This window comes from Propionivibrio pelophilus DSM 12018 (assembly GCF_059569095.1).
In genome coordinates, this window is the sequence record NZ_JCANUT010000015.1 from 41,759 (window position 1) to 64,631 (window position 22,873).

The following is a 22,873-nucleotide window of genomic DNA, read 5'->3' on the forward strand; positions in this document are numbered from 1 at the left end:
AATGGACAGGCAATTATGGGCCGAATAACGCGGCAGGCGCCATTCGGCTGACCCGGGGTGTCAAAGGAAGCGGTCGAGGATTTTCCGGCTGTGCGCGTCGAGGGCGCCGCGGTCGCGAATCAGGTACTGGATGCCGTTGCTGTCGGCAATCAGCAGCGCCGGCGCGGCGAGGCGGCGGATGTCCTCCTCGCCCTTCAGGATCAGCTTCGTCTCGCCGCGATTGGTGACGATCGTCCAGGTGCTCGGGGTGGCGTAGCTTGAGACGTCGATGATGCGTTCGATGACCGGCATGAATTCGCGGCTGGCGAGTTCGCTTTCAACCAACTGGCGCAACTCGGCGGGCAGTTCGGCGAGCGTGTCGATCCACGCCAGTTCATGGCCGTGTGGATCGACCAGCGCGATGCCGTTGTCTGGCGCGCCGATCGGGAAGGCACGTACCGGTACGGCCTCGTGCGTCTCGCCGTCGCTGCCCGTGAAGATCAGTTTCCCGAAACTGTCGCGGTGGAGGTGGAAGTCAGGCGTCGTGTTCATTCGCGGTCTCCCTTGTCATCGCCGCCTGCTTCGAGATCCGAGCCGCCCTCGGTATCGACGTTGCGGGCCTGCGCCTGGTACAGGCGGTAGTAATGGCCTTCCCTGGCCATCAGTTCATCGTGGTTGCCGACCTCGACGACGCTGCCGCGGTCGAGAACCACCAGACGATTGGCCTCGCGCAGCGTGGACAGGCGGTGGGCGATGGCAATCGTGGTGCGGCCGCGCACCAGGTTGTCGAGCGCCTTCTGGATTTCCTTCTCGGTCGTCGTGTCGACCGAGGAAGTCGCCTCGTCGAGGATCAGGATCTTAGGATCGATGAGCAGCGCGCGAGCAATCGAGATGCGCTGGCGTTCGCCGCCCGAGAGCGCCTGGCCGCGTTCGCCGACCAGCGAGTCGTAGCCGTGCGGCAGGCGCAGGATGAACTCGTGCGCATGCGCGGCGCGCGCCGCGGCGATGATCTCCTCGCGCGTGGCGCCGGGCTTGCCGTAGGCGATGTTCTCGGCGATCGTGCCGAAGAACAGGAACGGCTCCTGCAGCACCAGACCGATGTTTCTGCGGTATTCGGCGACCGGCACCGAGCGGATATCGACGCCGTCGATCAGGATCGCCCCTTCCGAGACATCGTAGAAGCGGCAGATCAGGTTCACCATGGTGCTCTTGCCTGAACCGCTGTGGCCGACCAGGCCGACCATCTCGCCCGGCTCGATGGTCAGGCTGATGTCGCGCGTGACGCTGCGCGTGCCGTAGCGGAAGCCGACGTTGCGCAGTTCGATGCGTCCGGCGACGGCGGGAAGATGCACCGGCGTGGCGGGCTCCGGCACACTGGAGACGTGGTCGAGAATGTCGAAGATGCGCTTGGCCCCCGCCGCAGCTTTTTGCGTCACCGAAACGATGCGGCTCATCGAGTCGAGGCGGGTGTAGAAGCGGCCGATGTAGGCGAGGAAGGCGGTGAGTACGCCGACCGAGATGTCGTTGCGCGAGATCTGCCAGATGCCGAAGCCCCAGATGATCAGCAGGCCGACCTCGGTGAGCAGCGTTACCGTGGGGCCGAACAGCGACCAGACCTTGTTGACCTTGTCGTTGACTTCCAGGTTGTGCTGGTTTGCGGCGCGGAAGCGCGCGGCCTCGCGGCTCTCCTGGGCGAAGGCCTTGACCACGCGGATGCCGGGAATGGTGTCGGCGAGCACGTTGGTGACCTCGGCCCAGATGCGGTCGACCTTCTCGAAGCCGGTGCGCAGTCGCTCGCGCACGGTGTGGATCAGGAAGGCGATGACCGGCAGCGGCAGCAGCGTGACCAGCGCCAGCCACGGGTTGATCGAAACGAGGATCAGCGTCGTCATGCTGATCATCAACACGTCGGTGGCGAAGTCGAGGAAATGCAGCGAGATGAAGATGTTGATGCGGTCGGTTTCCGAACCGATTCGTGCCATCAGGTCGCCGGTACGCTTGCCGCCGAAGTATTCCTGCGAGAGCTTCAGGAGATGCTCATAGGTCGTCGTGCGCAGGTCGCGGCCGATGCGCTCGGAAACGAGGGCGAGGATGTAGGTGCGCGCCCAGCCAAGCACCCAGGCCAGCAGCGCTGCGCCGAGCAGGCCGGAGAGGTAGAGCGTGACGAGGCCCGTGTCGATCGGTTTGCCGTTCTGGTACGGGATCAGTACCTTGTCCATCAGCGGCATGGTCATGTACGGCGGCACCAGCGTCGCCGCCGTGGTCGCCAGCGAGAGCAGGAAGCCGGCGAGAAGCTGCCAGCGGTACGGGCGGGCAAAGCGCCACAGGCGGAACAGGGTCCAGGTCGAAGGCGGCGTCAGCTCTTCCTTGCTGCACACCGGGCATTCATCCTGTCCGGCGAGCAGCGGCGTTTCGCATTTCGGGCAGACGGCCTGCGCCGATGGTGCCGGAGCGATCCCGGTGACGACGAAATCCAGTTGGCGGTTGACGTGGTCGATCAGCCGCCCGGCGGCGACGTCCTGGCCGAGGGTATAGCGCCACTGCGCCTGCCGGCCGGTGGCGTCGAAAAGTTCGAGACTGCCGACGCCGGCATGGTCGCGTCGCGTCAGACGCAATCCCTCGCGCAGCGGGTGACTCTGCCATTCCGGGCTGTCGCCGGTGCGGGCGAGCAACCTGCGGTCGGTCAGGGCGACCACTCCCTTGGCAAAGTGCAGGTTGGTATTGAGGTCGATCTCCAGCCAGCTCAGGAGCCTCTCCTCTTTCGCGAGTTGCGCCTCGACGACGGGCTGCCAGGCTTCGGGCAAGGGGATCTGGGAATGTGTCGGGAGAATGGCCTGGGGGGAGGTCGGCGTGGCAGGGCTCGGGGTCATGGTCCTTGATTCGTCGCGTTTTTTGTGACCGCTGGAGGCGGCTGGCGGAATTGCCGGAGTATAACGAGTCATGCCGGCGGTGATTTGTTGAAATCTCGTAACGATCGAAAGGCAAATCCGATGACCTGATGTAAAAAACGCACATCCGGGTGTCGATGTCGGCAAGAGGCTGCCGTTTCGGATTTGTGCAGTTTCCCCCTTTTTCCTTGTCATCGGCAAAAACGGGGCATAGAATCGCCTCCTGTTTTGGGTGCCCAGCTTCGCGACAGTGGAGCCGGGTGAAACGGGAAGCCGGTGATTCTGTACCTTTGTATTTTTGTACCCTTGGTGCAGCCATTCCGGCACAGCCCCCCGCTGCTGTAGGCCTGACGATTCCGGCAAATGCCACTGTGCGGCGTATCTGTATGCGCATGGGAAGGCGCCGGAGGAGGACGAAGGCGAGTCAGAAGACCGGCCCAGAATTGGTTAGGTGTTCCCCGGGGTGGGGTGAAGCCGGCCGTCTGGCGGCGAGCAGGGCAGTTCCAGGTCTTTACTCTCGCATTCCAGGCTTCCAGCGCTCGCGCTATCGTTTTATTGCGCCTGCATTCTTCCCCGTCGAACACGCGTGTCATTGCAGCACTGTCGCTGCAGCGTTGTTTTGCGAGGGAAACATAATGCACATCATGGAGGGCTTCCTGCCCGTCGAACACGCCATCGGCTGGAGCGTGGCTTCGTTGCCATTTGTTGCCTGGGGCGTCCAATCAATCAAGAAGCGCGTCGCCGCGAACCCGGAGCAGCGCATCCTGCTCGGCGTTTCCGCCGCCTTCTCCTTCGTTCTCTCGGCCTTGAAGATTCCTTCGGTGACCGGCAGTTGCTCGCACCCGACCGGAACCGGCCTCGGCGCACTGTTGTTCGGGCCGGCGGCGATGGCGCCGATCGGCGCGGTCGTCCTGCTCTTCCAGGCGCTGCTGCTCGCCCACGGCGGTTTGACCACGCTCGGTGCCAACATCTTTTCGATGGCCATCGTCGGACCGTTCGTCGCCTACGGCGTGTTCAAGCTGGCGCGTTCGCTCGGCGCCTCGCTGGCCGTGGGCGTTTTCCTCGCCGCAAGCCTTGCCGACCTGATGACCTACGTCACCACCTCGGTGCAGCTGGCGTGGGCCTTCCCCGACCCGGCCGGCGGTTTCGCCGCGTCGCTGGCCAAGTTCGCCGGCATCTTCGCGGTCACGCAGATCCCGCTGGCGATCAGCGAAGGCCTGCTGACGGTGCTCGTCTTCAATGCGCTGGCCCGCTTCAACCCGAAGGAGTTGCAGGACATGAAACTGGCCGAGCCGCAGGAGGTACGGGCATGAAACGGACGCAGAACATTTTGCTGATTCTCGGCGTGGTGTTCCTTGCGCTGGTGCCGCTGTGGATCGTCGAGCGTCCGGCGGCCGGGCCGGATGGCGAGGAAGTGGCGATTTTCGGCGGTGCCGACGATCAGGCCAAGGGCGTCATTGCCGAAATCCGGCCGGATTATCAGCCGTGGTTCGAACCGCTGCTCGAACCGGCCAGCGGCGAGATCGCGTCGATGCTTTTTGCCTTGCAGGCAGCCTTGGGCGCCGGGTTTATCGGCTACTACATCGGCGGCGCGCGCATGCGCGAGAAGATGCGTCGCGAAATGGAAGAGGCGGAAAAGAAGAAATCGAAGCGTGAGTCCTGATACGCGTCGATTGTTCCACGAGCGTAGAAACGCAGTAGAAACGTAATGCCGCGACGTCCGAGCCAGTTGGCCCGGGCGATCGCAACAATGCAGCAGGTGCCCGCTCAGCGTCGTTGACGGGTTAAACGGGAACGGGGTGCGCGGCGAATAACGAATCCGCCGCAATGCCCCGGCTGCCCCCGCAACGGTAAGCGAGTCAAAGTGCTTCATGGCTTCTCCTCCCCGGACGGAGCCAGTCACTGGGCCGCCACGTGGCGTCAGTCATGACGTGCGCGAACGGCCCGGGAAGGCGAAGCACCGGATGCCGGTTCCGGCATTCACCCGCAAGCCCGGAGACCGGCCTGATGCAGGTGCCGCGAGCAGTTAGGCGGCGTGTGCAATTGACCTTCCGTGGGGTGCGGGGGGCGGCCAGAAATCGACCGGGGTTTTGTGCTTTTCCTCTCCCGATCCTCTTCTCCGCCCGCCGGGCAGAAGGTCGGATCAAGTGGTTTTAAAGAGGTCTGATCATGCAGCGCGAGTCCTGCACGTTACGCAGCATCCAGTTTCGCGACAGCGTCGGCGCTCTCTCCCGAATGTCACGAATCCCGCACGTTGCCCGGCTGTTGTCGGGACGCGCATTCCCGATCAATGTCGCAGAAACCGCCAATGCTTCACTGGACATGACGGCGGCGGTGGTGGACGCGGCGCCCATTCCGGTGGAACGGCGAAGAGAAGGAGGGCCTAGTTTCCTCGTTGTTCTCGGCGTGTTTCTGCCGATTTCCCTACGTTCCGTAGCCCCGACATGCTGCGCATAGCCTTCCTCGCCGTGTTGGCGCTTTGGGGCATGGCCGCCGGCGTTGTCCTTTGCCTTGCGGAGTATCTTCCGGAGCCCGGAGCCCGGAGCCCGGAGCCCGGAGCTCGGAGCCCGGAGCACCGGAGAGGCGCGATCCGTGAGCTTCACGAATGATCATGCAATAGAGGCGCTTCCGGTGTGGGCGCTGGCGAGTTCGTTGCTCGCCCATGCGCTCCTGTTCGCTGCATTCCCGTCGCGAGTTCAGCCTTCCTTGCAGCCCGCGAAGCCTGCGATCATGGCCGCTCTGATTGCTCCGGTGCGACATTCCGGCTCGGCGACAGAGCCGTCGTCGGGGGGCGGGGTTGTGGGGGCTCCAGCACGGGGGGGCGTTCCCGCCCCGGCGCCGGTCGTGGTTCGCAAGCCTTTCACGCAGCGAGTCGAGGGGCGGCAGTCGCCGCTCGAAACAATGCCCCGTCCGGTGCCTGTTTCCCCAAGGGCTCCGTCGCTTCCGTCGTTGGCGCCGTCCCCCGTCCGTGAAAATGGTTCGGGAGGCGAAAGCAATCATTCAGGCGGTCCGGACTCCGGTGCGGGGGGGCTCGCTGCCGGAAAAACGGCGGCCGGCCCGGGAGTCTCCCCGGGGGGAGGAAACGGGCCCCTGACTCCGGCCCGCTTCGACGCCGGTTACCTGAACAATCCCTCTCCGCCCTATCCAGCCCGGTCGCGGCGACTGGGCGAGGAAGGCAAGGTGATCGTGCGCGTGCGGGTGTCGTCCGAAGGAAATGCGGAAGAGGTCGAAATCAAGGCGTCCTCCGGCAGCACCCGACTCGACGAATCCGCCCTGCAAACCGTACGCCGCTGGCAGTTCCTTCCGGCACGGCGCGGCAGCGACACCGTCGCGAGCTGGGTGCTCGTGCCGGTGCTCTTCCGGTTGGAGCAATGAACGGCAAGTGGAGGGGGCGGGTCTGGAAACGGGGCGTTACGCGACTCGGCGTGTCAGTCGGGGATAAACGCCGAGCATCGCGGCCGCGGCCGTCAATGATGCAGTGACATCGACGCCCCAGTCGAACAGCGCAGCGCCGCGATAAGGAAGGAAACTCTGCACGAATTCATCACCGGCGCCCATGGCCGTCACGATGAGTACCGCACCTATCGCCCGTTCGCCCAGCGTCTTACCTCGGCCGATGAACAACAGGATGGTCAGCCCGGCGTAGGCAAGGGAGTGCAGTACCCCGCCAGGTGCGTACTCGCCGATTTCCTGGCGGGCGCCCGGAATCGAGCCGAGCACCAGGATCAGCAGGTAGATGATGTAGGCCGCCCAGGTACAGTGGGCCTGGAACCGTGGGTTGAGTAATGTTCGTGTCAGCATGGGTGCAGTTATCGCATCAACAGAAGGCTGACGGCCATCACGCCCATTCCGGCGACCAGTCCGAACAGGCTGTCGTGTCCCTTGCCGTAGGCGCGGCTGGTCGGCAGGAGTTCGTCAAGGCTGATGTACACCATGATCCCCGCGACGCCGCCGAAGAGGATGCCCATCAGTTCCGGCGGGACCACCATGCCTTGCCCGCCTGAAATGAGCAGCAGGATCAGGTAGGCTACTCCAGCGCCGATCGGCTCGGCCAGCCCACTGAGCAGCGAGTAGAGGAACGCCCGCTTGCGGTCGCCGGTGGCGTAGAAGATCGGCACTGAGACGCTGATGCCTTCCGGGATGTTGTGCAGCGCGATGGCGATGGCAATGGCAATGCCGAGGTGAGGATTCTCGAGCGCGGCGAGGAAAGTGGCGAGTCCTTCGGGAAAATTGTGGATGCCGATGGCCAGGGCGGTAAACAACCCCATGCGCATCAGCTTGTGGTGATCGTGCGTGTGGTCGTGACCCAGATGCAACGCCTCCTTGACCTCTCGCGACGGGGCCAGTGGCGCGTGTTCGTCATGTAGCGGCCGGGTTTCCCTCTCACTACGGATCTCGTGTGGATTCTCGCCGGCGGGAATCAGGTTGTCGATCAGACCGATGAGCAGCATGCCGCCGAAGAACGAACCGACGTTGACCCAGTTTCCCCAGTAGTCGCCGAATCGCTCGGTCAGGGCTGTTTGACCTTTGAAGAAGATTTCGACAAACGACACGTAGAGCATGACACCGGCGGAAAAGCCGGTGGCCACTGAAAGGAAGCGGTAATTCGTGCGTTGCGCGGTGAAGGCGATGATGCTGCCGATGCCGGTGGCTAGCCCAGCAAGCAGCGTGATGCCCAGCGCGATCCAAACATCCATTGTTGTTGTGTCCAGTACGAAGGTTTCCGCCTGCGTGGAGAAAGGCAGAGGGTGGCGCTTATCTTACGGGCAGAGGGTGGGGGCGTCCAGAACGGTGTCCTGAACTGTGGATTCGCAGCGCGGACCAAACAACGATGCTCAGTGCCAGCCACGAAACCATATCGCCAATCCCATCGCTCAGTAAGGCGCCCAACAGTCCAATGGTGTTGAGCGCAGCGAACAGGGCCGGGAGGCGGAAGACGCGCCAGAGTTCAGCCATGAACGTCAGCCCCCATTGGGCTTGTGCGGTGGCTGCGGGCCTGTTTCGCCAGCCAGAGATAGAGCCCGCTGCCGAGTACGACGATCGTGATCAGATCGAGCAGAGCCCACAGGATTTTGAGCGGCAGACCGCCATAGTCGCCGAAGTGCAACGGTTGCGAAAGCTGGAACAGCGTGACATACCACGGGCGGGCGCTGGCCTGCAGCACCTCACCGGTTTCGGGGTGAACGAGCAGCGACTGGCGCAATCGAGCGGTGAATGGCGTGTCGCCGTGCAGGATCACCGCGAAATGCTCGCGTGTGCCGAGCAGGGTGCCGGGGTAGGCGAGCATCGACAGGCGCATGTGCGGCGCCGCCGCGAGGGCGCGGTCGAGGACGTGCTGCACGCGCAGGTCCGGCGGGATGCTGTCGGGCTCGCCAGCCAGCAGCGGCGTGGCGTTGCCGGCGGCCAGTTGCGCCATTTGTTGACGTTGCCAGGATTTGAGAATCAGGTCGGCCCAGGTGTTGACCACGCCGGTGACGCCGACGACGAGCGCCCAGACCAGCGTGATGATGCCAAGCAGGTTGTGCAGGTCGAGCCAGCGGATGCGTGCAGGTCGATCGCGGCGCACGGTGCCGAAATCGAGCTTGCGCATGAAGGGGGCGTAGAGCACGGTGCCGGAAACCAGCGAGACGACGAACAGCGTGCCCATCAGGCCGAGGAACAGCTTGCCCGGCAGACCGGCGAAGAGGTCGACGTGCAGCCGGTAGGTCAGCCCCATGAAGCCGGTCCCGAATTCCGGCGTGCCGAGCAGGTCGCCGCTGCGCGCGTCGAGCGCGAGCAGCACGGCGTTGCGCTCGTCGGTATCGGTACGAGTGTCGAGCTTGACGTACCAGAGATTTGGTTCGTCCTCTTCGGCGAAGAAGTAGAGCGGCACGAGGCCCGGGCGTGCTGCGCGGGCGGTCGCTTCCACGGCGTCAAGGGGCGCGCGAGACGTACCTGCCGCCATCGGCGGCGGATGCAGGCCCGGCCGGGTCAGTTCGCCGATCTCGTCGGTGAAGATCAGCGGCAGGCCGGTCAGGCACAGCAGCAGCAGAAAAAGCGTGCAGACGAGGCTGCTCCAGCGGTGCAGCCAGGTCCACAAGCGCAGGGAACGCGCGGTCATCAGATCATCAGAAGTTGACGGTGGCGCTCAGGGTGAAGGTGCGCGGGGCGCCGAGAACGAGGTAGCCGTAGCCCGGATAGCCGCCGACCGAGGCCCAGTAGTCCCGATCGGTGACGTTGTCGACACGGGCGCGGAAGGTCACCATCTGTTCGGCGATTATTGTCACGTAGCGCGCGCCGAGGTCGAGGCGCGTCCACGATGGCACGCTGAGTGTGTTGCTTTCGTTGGCGTACTGCGACGAGGTATGCACCACGCGACTGCTCAGAGTCAGCCCGGCGATCCCGGGAGTGTCCCACTCGGCGCCAAGATTGAACTGGCGCTTGGGTACGCCGATGGCGCGGTTGCCTTCGAGGCTTTCGTCGGTCATCTTCGTCAGCCGCGCATCGAGGAAGCTGGCGCCGCCGAGCACGCGCACGCCGCGCAGCGGTTCGCCGAAGGCAGTGATCTCGATGCCCTGGTTACGCTGCAGGCCGGCGTCCTTGAAGGTGCCGTCCTCGACCATGCCGACCGGCTTGTCGGTGATGAAGTAGGACAGATTGCCACCGATCTTGCCGCCGTCGTACTTGACGCCGATCTCCTTCTGCTTGGCGACGTAGGGTTCGAGGGATGTACCGGCGTTACTGACCGGTAGTCCGTTGTAGGTGCTCGGTGCGGTGTCACCCTTGGTCAGACCCTCGATGTAGTTAGCGTAGAACGAAACCTGCGGCGTCGCCTTGAAGACGAGACCGGCCATCGGCGTGAGGCGGCTCTCGTCGTATTCCGATGCCTCGGCGCCGGTGTTGTAGTTGTAGCTCTTCTGCTCGAAGTTCTGATGGCGTGCGCCGAGCGTGAGCAGCACCGTTTCGTCGGCGAAGGCCAGCGTGTCCGCGAGGGCGACGCTGTTCGAGCGGATGCGCTCGGTGACCGTCGGCGAACTCATCGTGCCGCCGGACCAGGCGGTGGCCGGCATCGCAGCATCGACGGCGTCGTACAAGTCGCCCAGTACCGCCGACGACGACATCGCCCAGGCATTGCGCGATTCGCTGTCGAATAGGGCGGCCGAGACGACCACGGTGTGCCCGACACTGCCGGTAGCCAGCTTGCCGCGCAGACCGACCTCGGCCGTCTTCACGTGGTCCTCGCGCACGTTGTCGAAGCGGTAGGCACTTGTCGTACCGTCGGCCGTCGCCGTCGGATTGGCCAGCACGTTTTTTTCCTTGCCGTCACGCATGCCGCCGGTGATCCAGCCGGTGACGCTGTCGTTGACGTCCACCTCTGCGCGCAGCGAGCCGAAGGTCTGGCGTTCCTGCGAATAGGTCCAGGACTGGGCATGGTTGTCGCTGGCGTCGGGCGCGTCCGGGATGCTGCCGCTCGGCGTGACGCTCGGGCGCGGTTCGTCGATGCGGTGGTTCTGGTGGCCGAGGTCGGCGGAGAGGCGGAAGCCGTCGCCGCGGTAGTCGGCGCCGATCGAGAAAACACCGAGCTCGCGCTCCTCGCCATCGACCGCTGTTTCGCCGTTGCGCCGCGCGGCGTTGACGCGGATGCCGCCGCGGTCGTCCGGGCCGAAGCGCCGCGCGACGTCGGCGGCGAGATAGGTCTGGCCGGCCGATTCGATACCGGCCGTGAGTTGCGTCAGCGGCTCGGCCGGCGCGCGCTTGGGCAGCGCGTTGATCGTCCCGCCGATGCCGAAGCCGGAAGCGACGCCGACGCCACCGGAGAGGAATGTGTTCGCGCCGCGGAAAACCTCGACGCGTTCGAGCAGTTCGGCCGCCACGTACTGACGCGGCAACAGGCCGTAGAGGCCGTTGTAGGCCGTGTCGTCGGAGGCGACCGGGAAGCCGCGTATCACGTACATTTCCTGGAAGTTGCCGAAGCCGCGGGCGACGCGGACGGACGGATCGTTCTGGACGACATCGGCGACGCTGCGTGCCTGCTGGTCCTGGATCAGCTCGCTGGTGTAGGCGGTGGTGCTGAACGGCGTCTCCATGATGTCGCGGTTGCCGAGCAGGCCGACGCGCCCGCCGCGCGCTACCTGGCCGCCCGCGTACGATTTCGTCAGCCCTTCGGCGGAGGCGTCGGCGCTGGCCTGCACAACCACCGCGCCGAGCGTCGCTTCGGTGTCCGCCGCGCTGTCCAGCGGTTGGGCACCCTGTGCGTGCGCGGTGATGGCAGTTAGCAGCGGCGTGCCGACGATCAGGCCGCCGAGCGCGATGCGGCGCAAGGTGCGGGAGGGAGCAGGGGTGGTTTGTTTCATCTTTCCAATCTTTCGATAACGGGTTGGGTGGCGCTGTCAGGGGTGTCTGGGGTGAATGCGTCGGCGGATTCTCTACATCATTTCTTTTCTTGTCAATGAAAATGGTTATCATGTAAGATGAAAACGGTTGTCATCTATAGTTTTCTGTTTCAGGAGATTGGTTCGTGAAATTTGTGAAGTGCAAAAGAAAAAAAACGCTATTTCGTTTCGTTGGTCTGTGTGCCGTCGCCATGGGGGGCGCAGGTTCGGCATCGGCACTGCAGCCGTTGATTACCGACGACACCGGCACGCAGGGGGCGGGCGGCAATCAGCTCGAGGCGTCATACAACAGGGATCGCACGCGCGTCGACGGCGACACCGAACGGGTACTCACCGTTCCCCTGGGCTATACCTTCGGGCTGACCGATTCGGTCGATATCTACGCCAGCACCGCCTGGTCGCGCATCCGCGTTGCCGGAGATGACGCGAGCGGTTTGGGCAACACCGTGGTCGGCGCCAAGTGGCGCTTCTTCGAGAGCGAGGGATCCGGTACCAGCCTGGCGATCAAGCCGGAGGTGGCGATTCCGGTCAGTTCGTCGCGCGAGCGGGACGGGCTGGGTACCGGCAAGACCTCCGGTAGCCTGACCTTCATCCTCAGCCAGGATCTGCCGTTCGGCTCGATCCATTTCAACGCTGGTGTCGGGCGCGATCGTTTCCGCGATACCAACGAGAATCCGCGGACTGACTACCGGCGGTTCTCGCTGGCCCCGGTGTGGGACGTTTCGGAACAGTGGAAGCTGGCGCTCGATGTCGGGACCGAATCGGCACGCGCCGACGGCCATACGGTGCGCGCGAAATTCGCGGAAGTCGGTGCGATCTATTCGCCGAGCAAGGATGTCGATCTGGCGCTGGGTTTGATTCGCACGATCGACAACGAAGGTCCGACGTCGACGACGCATACCCTGACCGGTGGCGTGACGTGGCGCTTCTGATGAGCCAGTCGGTAGCGACGGTATGAGCGCAGCGCTTGCCGCGCCCACCCTCGCGCAGCGAAGTGGCTTGTTCGGCATCGTCGTTGGCGCGCATCTGGTGTTGCTGGGAGTGCTGACTCTGGGCCGTATCGAGGCTCCGGTGCTTGAGTCGCGCACGATCACGGTCGAGCTCCTGCCGATGGTTTCCGGCGTGCCGGCGGCTCAGCCGACGTCCGCGCTGCTGGCCCCTTCGCCGGCAGCGCCCCGGCCGACCCCGGTACGCCCGCGTCCTGCCAGCAAACCGGAGGTCAAGGCGTCCGTACCGGTTGCGAAAGCTATCGATCCGCAACCGGAGACAACGGTCAATGCCTTGCCTGCCGAATCCGCCATTTCGCCGTCGTCGAGTTCGCTGGCTGCGACGGCTGCTGCCAGTGCGCCGGCCACAAGCGGAGGCGGCTCGGGCGGCATTTCGATCGCCGGGGTCTCGCTGCAGGGCGAGGGCATGTCGCAGGCGCGTTTCGACGCCGACTATCTGCGCAATCCCGCGCCACCGTATCCAGCCATTTCGCGGCGCATGCGCGAGGAGGGCAAGGTCGTCCTGCGCGTGTCGGTGACGCCGGCGGGGACGGCGGAGAGCGTCGAGGTCAAGGTTTCTTCCGGCAGCACAAGGCTGGATGAAGCCGCGCTGCGCACGGTTCGTCAATGGAGATTCATCCCGGCGCGGCGCGGCAATGTCGCTGTACCGAGCAGGGTTCAGGTTCCCGTCATTTTCAAGTTGGAGCAGTAAGTCATGCAGGAAAACGCATTCGGTCTGGCGCATTTGTGGGCCAGCGGCGACGGTGTGTCGCATACGGTCGCCATCGCGCTGCTCGTCATGTCGCTGGCGAGCTGGTATGTGATCCTCGCCAAGGCGTGGGACTGGTGGCGCATGCGCCGGGCGGTGCGCAGTGTCGGCCGCTTCTGGGCGGCGCAATCCGTTACGGACGGGATCCGCAATCTGAGTGAAGCCGGCCTCGACAGCCCGTTCGCCCAGCTGGCCACGCAGGCGCATTGCTGCAACAGCGAGTTCGAGGCGGCCAGCGGCCGCCTGCAGTCACGCTTCGATCCTGCCGAGCAGATGGAACGGGCGCTGCGCCAGCAACTGCAAAGCACTCAGGCAACCATGGAGAACGGGTTGACGCTGCTGGCGACGACCGGGGCCACGGCGCCGTTCGTCGGCCTGTTCGGCACGGTCTGGGGTATCTACCACGCACTGGTGGCGATCGGCATGAGCGGCCAGGCGGCGCTGGAAAAGGTCGCCGGACCGGTCGGCGAGGCGCTGATCATGACCGCCGCTGGCCTGGCCGTGGCACTGCCGGCAGTGTTCGCCTACAACGCCTTTACCCGGGCCAACCGGGTCGTCATGGCCGACCTCGACGCCTTTGCTCATGACCTGCACGCCTTCTTCACCGTCGGCAAGCCGTTCGTCGCGAACAGCGCGCAGATTCATCCGATGCGCGCGCGTGCCACCGCCGGAGCCGCCTGATCATGGCGATGGGTAGTTTCAACAGCTCCGGTACGCAGGCGCCGATGGCCGAGATCAACACCACGCCGCTGGTCGACGTGATGCTGGTCTTGCTGATCATCTTCATCATCACCGCGCCCTTGCTGACGCATTCAGTCAATGTGAATCTGCCGCGAGCGTCGAGCGCACCGGCCGAGCACAAGCCGACGACGCTGCGGGTGAGCATAGACGCCGATGGAAACGTCTTGCTTGCCGGGGAGGTCGTTTCCCGGCACGAACTGGAATCGCGCTTCCGCGATGCCGTTGCCCGGGATGCGCGGGTCGAGATGCATCTGATGGCGGATCGCACCACGCGCTACGAAGCCGTTGCCGAAACGATGAGCGCTGCACGCCGCGCCGGCTTGGGCAAGATCGGCTTCGTGACCCTGCCGGTCGCGGGAACTCCATGAATTTCCATAAATTGCTTTGCAGGAAACAGAAAAGCCGGTAGAATGCCCGGCTTTCCCGCGATGCCCAGGTGGCGAAATTGGTAGACGCGCCAGGTTCAGGTCCTGGTGGTGGCAACACTGTGGAAGTTCGAGTCTTCTCCTGGGCACCATGCCATTGCTGTAAATGGCCCCGCCGACGTGGTGAAATTGGTAGACACGCTATCTTGAGGGGGTAGTGACTTCGGTCGTATGAGTTCGAGTCTCATCGTCGGCACCAGAATTTACCGGGAATAACCCGGTGCATCTCGAATCCCTCACGGGGATTTTCCTCGCTTATCTTCTTCCTGTTTCCGAGTTTTCAGTCGCCCTGCAGGCTCAGCGCGGCACGGATATCCGCTTCCAGCTTTTCCGGCGGCGTGATCGGTGCGTAGCGGCGTAGCGGAGTTCCGTCACGACCGATCAGGAATTTGGTGAAGTTCCATTTCACCCGGCGTCCGGGGAAACCGGGCAGGCGTTCGGTCAACCAGTTGAACAGGGGATGGGCGTTTGGCCCGTTGACGTCGCTTTTTTCGAAGATCGGGAACGTCACTCCGTAGTTGACCTCGCAGGTCGCGGCTATGGTTTCCGCATCGCCCGGTTCCTGGCGGCCAAACTGGTTGCAGGGAAAGCCGAGGATGACGAAGCCGTTGCCGGCGTATTTCCGGTAGAGCGTTTCGAGCCCGGCGTACTGCGAGGTGAAGCCACATTGGCTGGCGGTGTTGACCACCAATACGACTTGCCCGGCATAGCGCGACAAGGAAATCTCCTCGCCGCGCAATGACCGGGCATGCAGTGAATGAAGCGGACTCAGCCTATCCACTCGTAGAGCTCGACGCTGTCCGGGCTGCATTTGCAGCAGCCACCGCCGCAGGCGGTTCCACCCGGGAGCTTGTTCACCCGTCCTTTTCTTTCCAGTACGGTGAGCATTCCGCGCACGGCATCTGGTGTGGCATCGAGTCCGATGGCCATGTCGGTGAGCGCGGCGCGGCGGTGGGCTTTCAGGTAGTCGGTAACGCGAGACAGGATCATGGCGCTTCTCCTCAGGCTTTTTGCGACAGCGGTATGACGGCGGGCAGAGGTTCCTGCCCGTACCGCCGCAGCGCGAGAAAGGCGACGGCGAACGCGGCGATGATGCCGACGATCCATGTGGTGGCGCCTTGCGGGTTGGTGGCATAGTTGGCAGCCTGGTAGTAGAGCGTGGCGAGCCCGTAGGCGGTGCCGGTCGTCCAGGCCGCGACGAACATCGTCCAGCGCGTGCCGCTTTCCTGATAGACCGCGGCGATGGCAGCGGTGCAGGGGAAGTAGAGCAGGATGAACAGCAGGTAGGCGAAGGCGCCGGCAGCACCATCGAAGCGTTCGGCCATGGCGCCGAACGTGCCGGTGGAAACCTCTTGTTCCTCGGCGACGGCGTCCTTGTCGCTCAGGTCACCGACACTGAGACCCAGCGGGTCGGCCCAGCCGCCGAGCGCGTCGGCAAGGTTGGCCGGGATCGTGGCAACGGCTTCGGAAAGGGCGGCGCCGAGATTGAAACTCTTCTCTTCCTCGGCGGCTCCAGCGCTTTCGGCCGCATCCTTTTCCGCCAGCGCCGTGTAGGCGGCGTCGAGCGTGCCGACGACGGCTTCCTTGGCCAGCACGCCGGTGAAGATGCCGACAGCGGCGGGCCAGTTTTCCGTGGTCATGCCGAAGGGGCTGAACGCCGGGGCGATGGTACGGCCTACCTCGGCGAGCACCGACTTGTCGCTGTCCTCGTTGCCGAAGCTGCCGTCGGTGCCGACGGCGTTGAGGAAGTTGAGCACCAGCACCATCGGCACGATGACGCGCCCGGCCCTGACAATGAAGCTCTTCAGTCGTTCCCAAGTGTGCGTCAGGACGCCCCGGGCGGTTGGCAGGTGGTAGGGTGGCAGTTCCATGATAAAGGGAGTCGCTTCGCCCTTGAGCAACGAATGCTTGAGAACCAGGCCGGTTAGTACGGCCACCAGGATGCCGATCAGGTAGAGACCGAAGACCACGTTCTGACCGCTTTCCGGGAAAAACGCCGCGGCAAACAGGACATACACCGGCAACCGGGCGCCGCAGGACATGAACGGTGCCATGGCAATCGTCATCAGGCGGTCGCGGCGATGTTCCAGCGTGCGTGTGGCCATGATCGCCGGCACGTTGCAGCCGAAGCCGACGATCAGCGGCACGAAGGATTTGCCCGGCAGACCGACCCAGCGCATGAAGCGGTCCATGACGAAAGCGGCGCGGGCCATGTAGCCGGAGTCTTCCAGCACCGAGAGGAACAGGTAGAGGAAACCGATGACCGGGATGAAGGTGGCGACCGTCTGCAGACCGCCGCCGATGCCCTTGGCCAGCAGGACTGTCAGCCATTCCGGCGAACCGATGCTGCCGAGCAACTCGCCAAAACCGTCGACCAGCAACGCGCCCGCCGCCTGGTCGAAGAAGTCGATGAAGGCGCCGCCGATGTTGATGGTAAACATGAACATCAGGTACATCATCAGCAGGAAGATCGGGATGCCCAGCATGCGGTTGAGTACCACCCGATCGATCCTGTCGGTCATGTCGCGGTTGACCTGTCCGGTGACGCTGACGCAGGCGTTGGCGATGCGGTTGGCCAGGCTGTAATGGGCGTCGGCGATGAAGATGTCCAGATCGTCTTCCAGCGGATTGGCGAGGACCGACGCCTGCGCGGCAAGCGCCGGACCGACGGTCTTGTTCGCCAGATCATCGCCTTCCAGAAGGCGGACGGCCAGCCAGCGGGGGTCGATGCCCTTGGTGCCGGCGATTTTTCTTACCGGTTCGATCAGGGTGGCGATCGCTTCCTCGATCGTTTCCGCGTAGGTCAACCGTGCGCTGGCGCGTGGCTGATCCTGCGCGGCCTTGATGATGGTTTCCTTCAGCGCGCCGATGTTCTGCCCCTGCGACGCGATAACCGGCACGACCGGGCAGCCGAGTTGTGCGGCGAGTCCCCCGGCGTCAACGCGCATGCCCTTGGCTTCCGCCATGTCGGTCATGTTCAGCACGACGAGCAGCGGAACGGCCATTTCGGCTAGTTGCGTGGTCAGGTACAGGTTGCGTTCGAGGTTCGAGGCGTCGACGATGTTTACGATCAGGTCGGCTTCGCCGGAATGCACGTAGTCGCGCGCGACCCTCTCGTCAAGCGAAACCGCTCGGTCGACGACGTCCAGCGAGTAAGTGCCCGGGAGGTCGACGACCTCCACTCGCGTCTCGCCGATCCGGTACTCACCGGACTTGCGCTCGACGGTGACGCCCGGCCAGTTGCCGACTTGCTGCCTGGCGCCGGTCAGCGCGTTGAACAGGGTCGTCTTGCCGCAGTTGGGGTTGCCGACGAGGCCGATCGTAAACTGGTCTTTCATCACACTTTCTCCACATCCAATGCTGCGGCTTCTTCCTTGCGCAGGGAGAGCGCGAAACCTCTCACCCGGATCTCGATCGGGTCACCCATCGGGGCGACGCGCGTGATGCCGATCTCGGCGCCGGGAGTCAGGCCCATGGTCAACAACTTGCGGCGATAGTCCTTGCCGGCTTCGGCAAAGCCGACGATCCGGGCGCGCTCGCCGACGCTCAATTCACTGATCTTGGTCATTTCGTCTTCCTTGATTGATTTCAAACCGGTTGCGAGGGCGCCACCATGATCTTGTGCGCCATGCCGCCACCGAGGGCGAAGCGGGTCTCACCGCGCATCACCACGAGGCCGCCGCCCTGGCGCTGGCGCACGACCAGTTCGGCGCCGACATTCAGTCCCATCTCGGTCATCCGCCGATCGAGGCCGGCGCCGCCCTTGAGTGCGACGACGCGCACGCGCGCGCCTTCATCGGCCATCATCAGGGGAAAACAACTGGCGTTCATCGCGTGTCCTTGTATCCAAAGCCGGGACGTCTCGGCGGGCGTGGGCCACTTTCTGTATCCGGAGCGTCCAGGTGAGATGGTAACTTATAAATAAGAACCAGTCTCATTATATTTTAAAAAACGTCGTCGGGGGCGTGGTTTTTTGTGAAACGGCAGGGGAGGGTCTCTCGCCGGAAGGGAGGCTGCTGACGCGGAACGCTGTCCGGCTGGGCGCATTGTCCGAGTCGATGCGCACCTGTGGCGACGAGGAACTCGCAGGCGGAATCGGGCCGTCGTGCCGGCCCGTTGTTCGTAGGAGGGGGAATTACGCCGGCAACAGCCGGCGTAACGAGTGACGCTTACAGCACGTTGGCGAGGAAGCGGCGGGTCCGTTCTTCCCTGGGCGTGTCGAAAACCGCTTCCGGCGTGCCTTCCTCGACGAGGATGCCCTCGTCCATAAAAAGCACGCGGTCGGCAACGCGCCGGGCGAACCCCATTTCGTGCGTGACGACGACCATGGTCATGCCTTCTTCAGCCAGCGTCTGCATGACGTTCAGCACTTCACCGACCATTTCGGGGTCGAGCGCCGAGGTTGGCTCGTCGAAGAGCATGATCGCCGGTTGCATGGCGAGCGCCCGGGCGATGGCCACACGCTGCTGCTGCCCTCCGGAAAGCTGGTTGGGGTACGCATCGATCTTGTCGAGCAGGCCGACCTTGACCAGCAGATCGTGTGCCCGCTGCTTCGCCTCCGCGGCTGTTACGCCGCGAACTTTGGTTGGCGCCAGCGTGATGTTCTCGAGCACGGTCTTGTGCGGGAAGAGGTTGAAGCGCTGGAACACCATGCCGATTTCCGAGCGCAGCGCGTCGATGTCGGTGTGGTTGTCGTGCACCGAGGTGCCGTGCACCAGGACGCGGCCACTGCTGGCTTCTTCCAGGCCATTCAGGCAGCGCAGGAAAGTGCTCTTGCCCGACCCGGACGGGCCGATCACGCAGACCACCTCGGATGCGGTGACTGTGCAATCGATGCCGCGCAGTACCCGCAAGTCGCCGAAGTCCTTGGTCAGACCTTCAACGCGTATCACCTCGTCCATAACGAGCCTCCAGTCTCTTTACCGCCCAGGCGAGGCCCAGCGTCAAAATCCAGTACATGAAAGAAATCGTGAGGTACGGTTCCCAGTAGCGGGAATAAGCGCCGGCAACCGTACGCGCCGTATAGGCCAGCTCGGCGAGTCCGATTGCCGAGATCAGCGACGAGTCCTTGAGCAGTGCGATGGCGTTGTTGCCCAGCGGCGGCAGCATGCGCCGGAATGCCTGCGGCAGCACGACGTGGTACATCGTTCGCGAGAACGACAGGCCGAGCGAGCGGGAGGCTTCGACCTGTCCCTTGTCGATCGACTGAATGCCGGCACGGAAAATCTCGGAGATGTAGGCGCCCGAATTGAGCGTCAGCGCGAGGACGCCAGAGAGGAGAGCGCCGTAGTTTTGTTTCAGGCTGCGTGCGGTTTCACCCGAGATGAGCAGTCCGTCCGCGGGGTTGATGAACAGCGGCAGGACGGCGAAATGAATGAGCAGGATCTGCACGAACAACGGCGTTCCGCGAAAGAAACTGACGTAAACCGTCGACGGCCAGCGCAAGAGATAGCGGCAGATCTGGCGGGCCGGCGAGTGACGCGCGTCGGCCAGGCGTGCCAGTCCGATCGCCAGGCCGAGTGCTGTGCCCTGGGTGATGCAAATGAGGGTGACGAGGATGGTGATTTGCAGACCGTGCCAGAACATCATCGCGTATTCGGCGATGATGTCGGCACGGAACCATCCGAACCAGAGGATCGGATCCATGGATCAGGCTGTCTTCTGCTTATTGCGCGGGCAGAACGGGCGCTTCAGCCTGGAACCACGTCTTGTAGATCTTGGCATAGGTGCCATCGGCCTTGATTGCCGTGAGGCCGGCGTTCAGCTTGTCGAGCAGTGCCTTGTTGCCTTGCTTCACGACGATGCCGAAAAACTCCTTCGGGAAGTTCGGGTCGCTGACGGTCTTGAGCTGCTTGTGTTCCTGCACGCGGAAGGCGATCACGCCGTTGTCGCCGATGACGGCGTCAACCCCGCTGTTGGCCAGTTCGGCGATGGCCACGGGCGTGCTCTCGAAGCGCTTGATGTCCGAGCTGGTCTTGCCGAACTCGCGCGAGGCGATGTCGTCGCCGGTGCTGCCGGTTACCACGGCAACCTTCTTGCCGGCCAGGTCCTTCAGACCGTTGACCGTGCTGTCCTTGTGCACGCCGATCAACTGTCGGGCTTCGAAGTACGGGGCCGTGAAGTCGTACGACTGCTTGCGTTTTTCGTTGATCGTCACGCCGGAGATGACGAGGTCGACGTCGCCATTGTTCAGTGCGGCGAAAATTCCGGTCCACGGCGTGTTGACGATCTTGATCTGCAAGCCGGATTTTTGCGCGATGGCCTTGATGATGTCGATATCGTAGCCGACGATTTCCTTGGTCGGACTTTCGTAGGCGAAAGGGCGATACGTGGCGCTCGATCCGACGACGAGTTCCTTGGCCTGGGCAAAGGCGGAACTGCTGGCAACCGCGGCGACGGCGAGAGAAAACAGGAGCTTTACGGGAAACTTCATGTTCTTGTTCCTTATTGAGGGTGACTGGAGTATCGCCGAGAATTCGCAAGCGACACGAGGGCGCAATTGTAGTCGCAAGTAGCCACAAGCGGCAGATGCTGGCACGTTTCGTGCCGGCCGTGTTCTCCAGCCGTCCATGCGCCTCGGGTATAGTCGGTCCCTTTTCCCGCTCCCGGAAGTACCAAGATGACCGAATCGCTCGTTCCCGCCCGCCTCGAACTCGGCCCCGACGGCACTCCGGTGTCGGAGCGGTACGGCGATGTCTACCACTCGGCCGCAGGCGGACACGCACAGGCCAGGCATGTCTTCCTTGGTGGCAACGGCTTGCCCGGGCGCTGGCGGGGGCGTGCGGAATTTTCCATCGTGGAGACCGGGTTCGGTCTCGGGCTGAATTTCATGGCGACCTGGCTGGCCTGGCGGAGTGATCCGCAGCGCTGCGAACGCCTGCAGTTCATCTCCGTCGAGAAGCACCCGTTTTCGGCGCGCGATCTGGCGCTGGCGCACTGCGCCTGGCCCGAGTTTTCAACTTTGTCGGAAGAGCTGTGTTTGGCTTGGCCCGAACTGGTGCCCGGAGAACATTGTGTCAGCGTGGACGATGGGCGTGTCGTGCTGCGCCTGCTCTTTGGCGATGCAAACGATGCCATGGCTTCGCTTGCAGCATCTGTCGATGCCATCTATCTCGACGGCTTCTCCCCGGCAAAGAATCCCGAACTGTGGTCGCCAGCCGTGTGTCGGCAACTGGCGCGTCTTGCGCACCCCGGCTCGACGCTGGCGACGTGGTCGGTCGCTGGCAGTGTGCGCCGGGCGCTTGCGGCGGCCGGATTCGAGGTCGCTAGATGCCCCGGTTTTGCAGGCAAGCGCCAGATGCTTTCGGGGTGCTATGTCGGTGGCGATCGTTGCGCGGAAACACCTTTTTACGATCAGGGGAAAAAGGCGTAAACTGCCCGTTCGCCCTATCAGGCGTCAAATTGCCGCGTTGCGGCCCTTTTTCAGCGATTGACTCTCATGAAAACCAGTACTCTGCAGAAACCGGCGGCGCAGATTGTTTCGCCCGATTTCGACTCGATTTTCTCTTCCCGGGCAAAGGCAATCCAGAGTTCGGCCATCCGCGAAATCCTCAAGGTGACGGAGCGTCCCGAAGTAATTTCCTTCGCCGGTGGTCTGCCTGCGCCGGAAACGTTCCCGGTCAAGGAAACGCTGGTGGCCATGGAGCGGGTACTGACGGTAAGCGGCAGGGAAGCGCTGCAATACAGCACGACGGAAGGCTTTGCACCGTTGCGCGAGTGGATCGCGAAGCGCAACAGCACGCCGGACGCGCCGGTGCATCCCGATCAGGTGCTGATGGTCTCCGGTTCGCAACAGGGGCTTGACCTCCTCGCCAAGGTCTTGATCGATCCGGGTGACCGGGTACTGGTCGAAACGCCGACCTATCTCGGCGCATTGCAGGCGTTCTCGCTGTTCGAGCCAAAGTACGTTTCCATCCCGTCGGACGGTGATGGCGTGATTCCCGAGGCCATGGACGAATCGCTGCGCGGGGCGAAATTCCTCTACTGCCTGCCGAATTTCCAGAACCCCACCGGGCGCTTGCTGGCCGAGGAACGTCGCTATCAGCTGGCTGAAAAGGCGCGCGAACTCGACCTGCTGATTCTCGAAGACGATCCGTACGGCGAACTCTCCTACGCCGGCGATACGCCGCCGTCGATTCGTTCGCTGGCGCCGGAACGCACAGTCTATATGGGGTCGTTTTCCAAGGTGCTTGCCCCCGGCATCCGCCTGGGTTATGTGATTGCTCCGGAAGCCTTGCGCGCCAAGCTGGTACAGGCCAAGCAGGCGACCGACCTGCATACGTCGACGCTGTCGCAAATGGCAGCCTATGAGGTGGTCAAGGATGGCTTTCTGGACTCGCACATCCCGACGATCCGCAAGCTCTACAGCGACCAGTGCCAGGCCATGTTGTCCGCCCTGGCGCGGCACATGCCCGAAGGGGTTAGCTGGAATGCGCCGAAGGGCGGGATGTTCCTCTGGGCCGAACTGCCGAAGGGCATGGACGCTGCGGCCTTGCTCACCAGGGCGGTGGAAAACAATGTCGCTTTTGTTCCGGGGGTGCCTTTCTTCGCCGAGAATCCGGTGATCGAAACCCTGCGTCTGGCCTTCGTGACGGTTCCGCCGCCACTCATCGAGGAAGGCGTCAAACGTCTGGCCGAGTTGATCCGCGCCAGCTGCTGAAACGGTCACGCCCAAGAAAAAGCCGGAACATCCGCGAGGGTGTTCCGGCTTTTG

Annotated in this window: 23 protein-coding genes, 2 tRNA genes and 2 riboswitches; of the genes, 11 read left to right on the forward strand and 14 right to left on the reverse strand. The window is 63.7% G+C overall.

The window, feature by feature from the left end:
- Positions 1-60: 60 nt before the first annotated feature.
- Complete coding sequence (locus tag BO74_RS08655) at positions 61-531, reverse strand: cyanophycin metabolism-associated DUF1854 family protein (RefSeq protein ID WP_496441564.1); 471 nt, start codon at positions 529-531, stop codon at positions 61-63.
- Positions 528-2,849 (reverse strand): cyanophycin metabolism-associated ABC transporter, encoded by a 2,322-nt coding sequence (locus BO74_RS08660; protein ID WP_496441566.1) that lies wholly within the window; start codon positions 2,847-2,849, stop codon positions 528-530. The genes BO74_RS08655 and BO74_RS08660 overlap by 4 nt, the downstream gene beginning before the upstream one ends.
- A gap of 231 nt (positions 2,850-3,080) precedes the next feature.
- Positions 3,081-3,322, forward strand: a riboswitch (cobalamin riboswitch).
- Between the two features lie 180 nt (positions 3,323-3,502).
- On the opposite strand from BO74_RS08660, the gene BO74_RS08665 reads away from it, so the two are divergent.
- The 3 genes from BO74_RS08665 to BO74_RS08675 all read left to right on the forward strand — a co-directional run bounded on the left by BO74_RS08665 (position 3,503) and on the right by BO74_RS08675 (position 6,242).
- Entirely contained in the window at positions 3,503-4,180 is a 678-nt protein-coding gene (locus tag BO74_RS08665; RefSeq protein WP_496441567.1) for an energy-coupling factor ABC transporter permease, read from the forward strand.
- The gene (locus tag BO74_RS08670) at positions 4,177-4,530 is read left to right on the forward strand and encodes an energy-coupling factor ABC transporter substrate-binding protein (RefSeq protein WP_496441569.1); all 354 of its coding nucleotides are present in this window, start codon (positions 4,177-4,179) and stop codon (positions 4,528-4,530) included. Before BO74_RS08665 ends, BO74_RS08670 begins: the two co-directional genes overlap by 4 nt.
- A 77-nt stretch (positions 4,531-4,607) precedes the next feature.
- Positions 4,608-4,889: riboswitch (cobalamin riboswitch) on the forward strand.
- Positions 4,890-5,459: 570 nt separating this feature from the next.
- Positions 5,460-6,242, forward strand: coding sequence for an energy transducer TonB (locus tag BO74_RS08675; protein ID WP_496441571.1), 783 nt, complete (start codon positions 5,460-5,462; stop codon positions 6,240-6,242).
- 36 nt (positions 6,243-6,278) lie between these two features.
- Here BO74_RS08675 and BO74_RS08680 read toward each other — a convergent pair whose 3' ends face one another.
- The 4 genes from BO74_RS08680 to BO74_RS08695 all read right to left on the reverse strand — a co-directional run bounded on the left by BO74_RS08680 (position 6,279) and on the right by BO74_RS08695 (position 11,200).
- Positions 6,279-6,668 (reverse strand): VanZ family protein, encoded by a 390-nt coding sequence (locus BO74_RS08680; RefSeq protein ID WP_496441572.1) that lies wholly within the window; start codon positions 6,666-6,668, stop codon positions 6,279-6,281.
- A gap of 8 nt (positions 6,669-6,676) precedes the next feature.
- A complete protein-coding gene (gene zupT, locus BO74_RS08685) occupies positions 6,677-7,564 on the reverse strand; it encodes a zinc transporter ZupT (RefSeq protein WP_496441573.1) in 888 nt (295 codons plus the stop codon).
- A 251-nt stretch (positions 7,565-7,815) separates the two neighbouring features.
- Positions 7,816-8,967, reverse strand: a complete 1,152-nt coding sequence (locus tag BO74_RS08690) for a PepSY-associated TM helix domain-containing protein (protein WP_496441575.1) — start codon at positions 8,965-8,967, stop codon at positions 7,816-7,818.
- Between the two features lie 7 nt (positions 8,968-8,974).
- Positions 8,975-11,200 (reverse strand): TonB-dependent receptor, encoded by a 2,226-nt coding sequence (locus BO74_RS08695; protein ID WP_496441577.1) that lies wholly within the window; start codon positions 11,198-11,200, stop codon positions 8,975-8,977.
- A 164-nt stretch (positions 11,201-11,364) separates the two neighbouring features.
- Between BO74_RS08695 and BO74_RS08700 the strand changes: the two genes are divergently transcribed.
- The 6 genes from BO74_RS08700 (at position 11,365) to BO74_RS08725 (ending at position 14,359) form a co-directional block, all read left to right on the forward strand.
- A complete protein-coding gene (locus tag BO74_RS08700) occupies positions 11,365-12,171 on the forward strand; it encodes a transporter (protein ID WP_496441579.1) in 807 nt (268 codons plus the stop codon).
- 22 nt (positions 12,172-12,193) lie between these two features.
- Entirely contained in the window at positions 12,194-12,937 is a 744-nt protein-coding gene (locus BO74_RS08705) for an energy transducer TonB (RefSeq protein WP_496441581.1), read from the forward strand.
- Between the two features lie 3 nt (positions 12,938-12,940).
- The gene (locus tag BO74_RS08710; RefSeq protein WP_496441583.1) at positions 12,941-13,675 is read left to right on the forward strand and encodes a MotA/TolQ/ExbB proton channel family protein; all 735 of its coding nucleotides are present in this window, start codon (positions 12,941-12,943) and stop codon (positions 13,673-13,675) included.
- Between the two features lie 2 nt (positions 13,676-13,677).
- Positions 13,678-14,103 carry an ExbD/TolR family protein gene (locus BO74_RS08715; RefSeq protein ID WP_496441585.1) on the forward strand — a complete coding sequence of 142 codons (426 nt, stop codon included), beginning with the start codon at positions 13,678-13,680 and terminating at the stop codon, positions 14,101-14,103.
- Positions 14,104-14,165: 62 nt separating this feature from the next.
- Positions 14,166-14,252, forward strand: a tRNA-Leu gene (locus tag BO74_RS08720).
- Positions 14,253-14,274: 22 nt separating this feature from the next.
- Positions 14,275-14,359 (forward strand) — tRNA-Leu (locus BO74_RS08725).
- Between the two features lie 81 nt (positions 14,360-14,440).
- Here the strand turns inward: BO74_RS08725 and BO74_RS08730 are convergent.
- The 8 genes from BO74_RS08730 to BO74_RS08765 form a co-directional block, all read right to left on the reverse strand.
- Entirely contained in the window at positions 14,441-14,971 is a 531-nt protein-coding gene (locus BO74_RS08730) for a glutathione peroxidase (protein ID WP_496441587.1), read from the reverse strand.
- Positions 14,929-15,150, reverse strand: coding sequence for a FeoC-like transcriptional regulator (locus tag BO74_RS08735; RefSeq protein WP_496441589.1), 222 nt, complete (start codon positions 15,148-15,150; stop codon positions 14,929-14,931). The genes BO74_RS08730 and BO74_RS08735 overlap by 43 nt, the downstream gene beginning before the upstream one ends.
- A gap of 11 nt (positions 15,151-15,161) precedes the next feature.
- A complete protein-coding gene (gene feoB / locus BO74_RS08740; protein ID WP_496441591.1) occupies positions 15,162-17,498 on the reverse strand; it encodes a Fe(2+) transporter permease subunit FeoB in 2,337 nt (778 codons plus the stop codon).
- Positions 17,498-17,728, reverse strand: a complete 231-nt coding sequence (locus BO74_RS08745) for a FeoA family protein (protein WP_496441593.1) — start codon at positions 17,726-17,728, stop codon at positions 17,498-17,500. The genes feoB and BO74_RS08745 overlap by 1 nt, the downstream gene beginning before the upstream one ends.
- Before the next feature lie 20 nt (positions 17,729-17,748).
- Positions 17,749-17,991 carry a FeoA family protein gene (locus tag BO74_RS08750; protein WP_496441595.1) on the reverse strand — a complete coding sequence of 81 codons (243 nt, stop codon included), beginning with the start codon at positions 17,989-17,991 and terminating at the stop codon, positions 17,749-17,751.
- Positions 17,992-18,329: 338 nt separating this feature from the next.
- Positions 18,330-19,052, reverse strand: a complete 723-nt coding sequence (locus BO74_RS08755; RefSeq protein WP_496441622.1) for an amino acid ABC transporter ATP-binding protein — start codon at positions 19,050-19,052, stop codon at positions 18,330-18,332.
- Entirely contained in the window at positions 19,039-19,806 is a 768-nt protein-coding gene (locus tag BO74_RS08760; protein ID WP_496441597.1) for an amino acid ABC transporter permease, read from the reverse strand. Before BO74_RS08760 ends, BO74_RS08755 begins: the two co-directional genes overlap by 14 nt.
- A gap of 19 nt (positions 19,807-19,825) precedes the next feature.
- Positions 19,826-20,593, reverse strand: coding sequence for a basic amino acid ABC transporter substrate-binding protein (locus tag BO74_RS08765; RefSeq protein WP_496441599.1), 768 nt, complete (start codon positions 20,591-20,593; stop codon positions 19,826-19,828).
- A gap of 186 nt (positions 20,594-20,779) precedes the next feature.
- Between BO74_RS08765 and mnmC2 the strand changes: the two genes are divergently transcribed.
- Positions 20,780-21,532, forward strand: coding sequence for a tRNA (5-methylaminomethyl-2-thiouridine)(34)-methyltransferase MnmC2 (mnmC2, locus tag BO74_RS08770; RefSeq protein ID WP_496441601.1), 753 nt, complete (start codon positions 20,780-20,782; stop codon positions 21,530-21,532).
- A 66-nt stretch (positions 21,533-21,598) separates the two neighbouring features.
- On the forward strand, positions 21,599-22,819 hold the full coding sequence (locus BO74_RS08775; RefSeq protein WP_496441603.1) for an aminotransferase-like domain-containing protein: 1,221 nt from the start codon (positions 21,599-21,601) through the stop codon (positions 22,817-22,819).
- Positions 22,820-22,873: the final 54 nt, after the last annotated feature.

What these genes read in the sequence shown, in the direction of transcription:
- BO74_RS08775 (WP_496441603.1), top strand. Translation starts at nt 21,599, where the DNA reads ATGAAAACCAGTACTCTGCAGAAACCGGCGGCGCAGATTGTTTCGCCC.
- BO74_RS08705 (WP_496441581.1), top strand. Translation starts at nt 12,194, where the DNA reads ATGAGCGCAGCGCTTGCCGCGCCCACCCTCGCGCAGCGAAGTGGCTTG.
- BO74_RS08730 (WP_496441587.1), bottom strand. Translation starts at nt 14,971, where the DNA reads ATGCAGCCCGGACAGCGTCGAGCTCTACGAGTGGATAGGCTGAGTCCG.
- BO74_RS08750 (WP_496441595.1), bottom strand. Translation starts at nt 17,991, where the DNA reads ATGAACGCCAGTTGTTTTCCCCTGATGATGGCCGATGAAGGCGCGCGC.
- BO74_RS08660 (WP_496441566.1), bottom strand. Translation starts at nt 2,849, where the DNA reads ATGACCCCGAGCCCTGCCACGCCGACCTCCCCCCAGGCCATTCTCCCG.
- BO74_RS08695 (WP_496441577.1), bottom strand. Translation starts at nt 11,200, where the DNA reads ATGAAACAAACCACCCCTGCTCCCTCCCGCACCTTGCGCCGCATCGCG.
- BO74_RS08680 (WP_496441572.1), bottom strand. Translation starts at nt 6,668, where the DNA reads ATGCTGACACGAACATTACTCAACCCACGGTTCCAGGCCCACTGTACC.
- BO74_RS08745 (WP_496441593.1), bottom strand. Translation starts at nt 17,728, where the DNA reads ATGACCAAGATCAGTGAATTGAGCGTCGGCGAGCGCGCCCGGATCGTC.
- feoB (WP_496441591.1), bottom strand. Translation starts at nt 17,498, where the DNA reads ATGAAAGACCAGTTTACGATCGGCCTCGTCGGCAACCCCAACTGCGGC.
- BO74_RS08690 (WP_496441575.1), bottom strand. Translation starts at nt 8,967, where the DNA reads ATGACCGCGCGTTCCCTGCGCTTGTGGACCTGGCTGCACCGCTGGAGC.
- BO74_RS08655 (WP_496441564.1), bottom strand. Translation starts at nt 531, where the DNA reads ATGAACACGACGCCTGACTTCCACCTCCACCGCGACAGTTTCGGGAAA.
- BO74_RS08710 (WP_496441583.1), top strand. Translation starts at nt 12,941, where the DNA reads ATGCAGGAAAACGCATTCGGTCTGGCGCATTTGTGGGCCAGCGGCGAC.
- BO74_RS08760 (WP_496441597.1), bottom strand. Translation starts at nt 19,806, where the DNA reads ATGGATCCGATCCTCTGGTTCGGATGGTTCCGTGCCGACATCATCGCC.
- BO74_RS08735 (WP_496441589.1), bottom strand. Translation starts at nt 15,150, where the DNA reads ATGATCCTGTCTCGCGTTACCGACTACCTGAAAGCCCACCGCCGCGCC.
- BO74_RS08765 (WP_496441599.1), bottom strand. Translation starts at nt 20,593, where the DNA reads ATGAAGTTTCCCGTAAAGCTCCTGTTTTCTCTCGCCGTCGCCGCGGTT.
- mnmC2 (WP_496441601.1), top strand. Translation starts at nt 20,780, where the DNA reads ATGACCGAATCGCTCGTTCCCGCCCGCCTCGAACTCGGCCCCGACGGC.
- BO74_RS08665 (WP_496441567.1), top strand. Translation starts at nt 3,503, where the DNA reads ATGCACATCATGGAGGGCTTCCTGCCCGTCGAACACGCCATCGGCTGG.
- BO74_RS08670 (WP_496441569.1), top strand. Translation starts at nt 4,177, where the DNA reads ATGAAACGGACGCAGAACATTTTGCTGATTCTCGGCGTGGTGTTCCTT.
- BO74_RS08715 (WP_496441585.1), top strand. Translation starts at nt 13,678, where the DNA reads ATGGCGATGGGTAGTTTCAACAGCTCCGGTACGCAGGCGCCGATGGCC.
- zupT (WP_496441573.1), bottom strand. Translation starts at nt 7,564, where the DNA reads ATGGATGTTTGGATCGCGCTGGGCATCACGCTGCTTGCTGGGCTAGCC.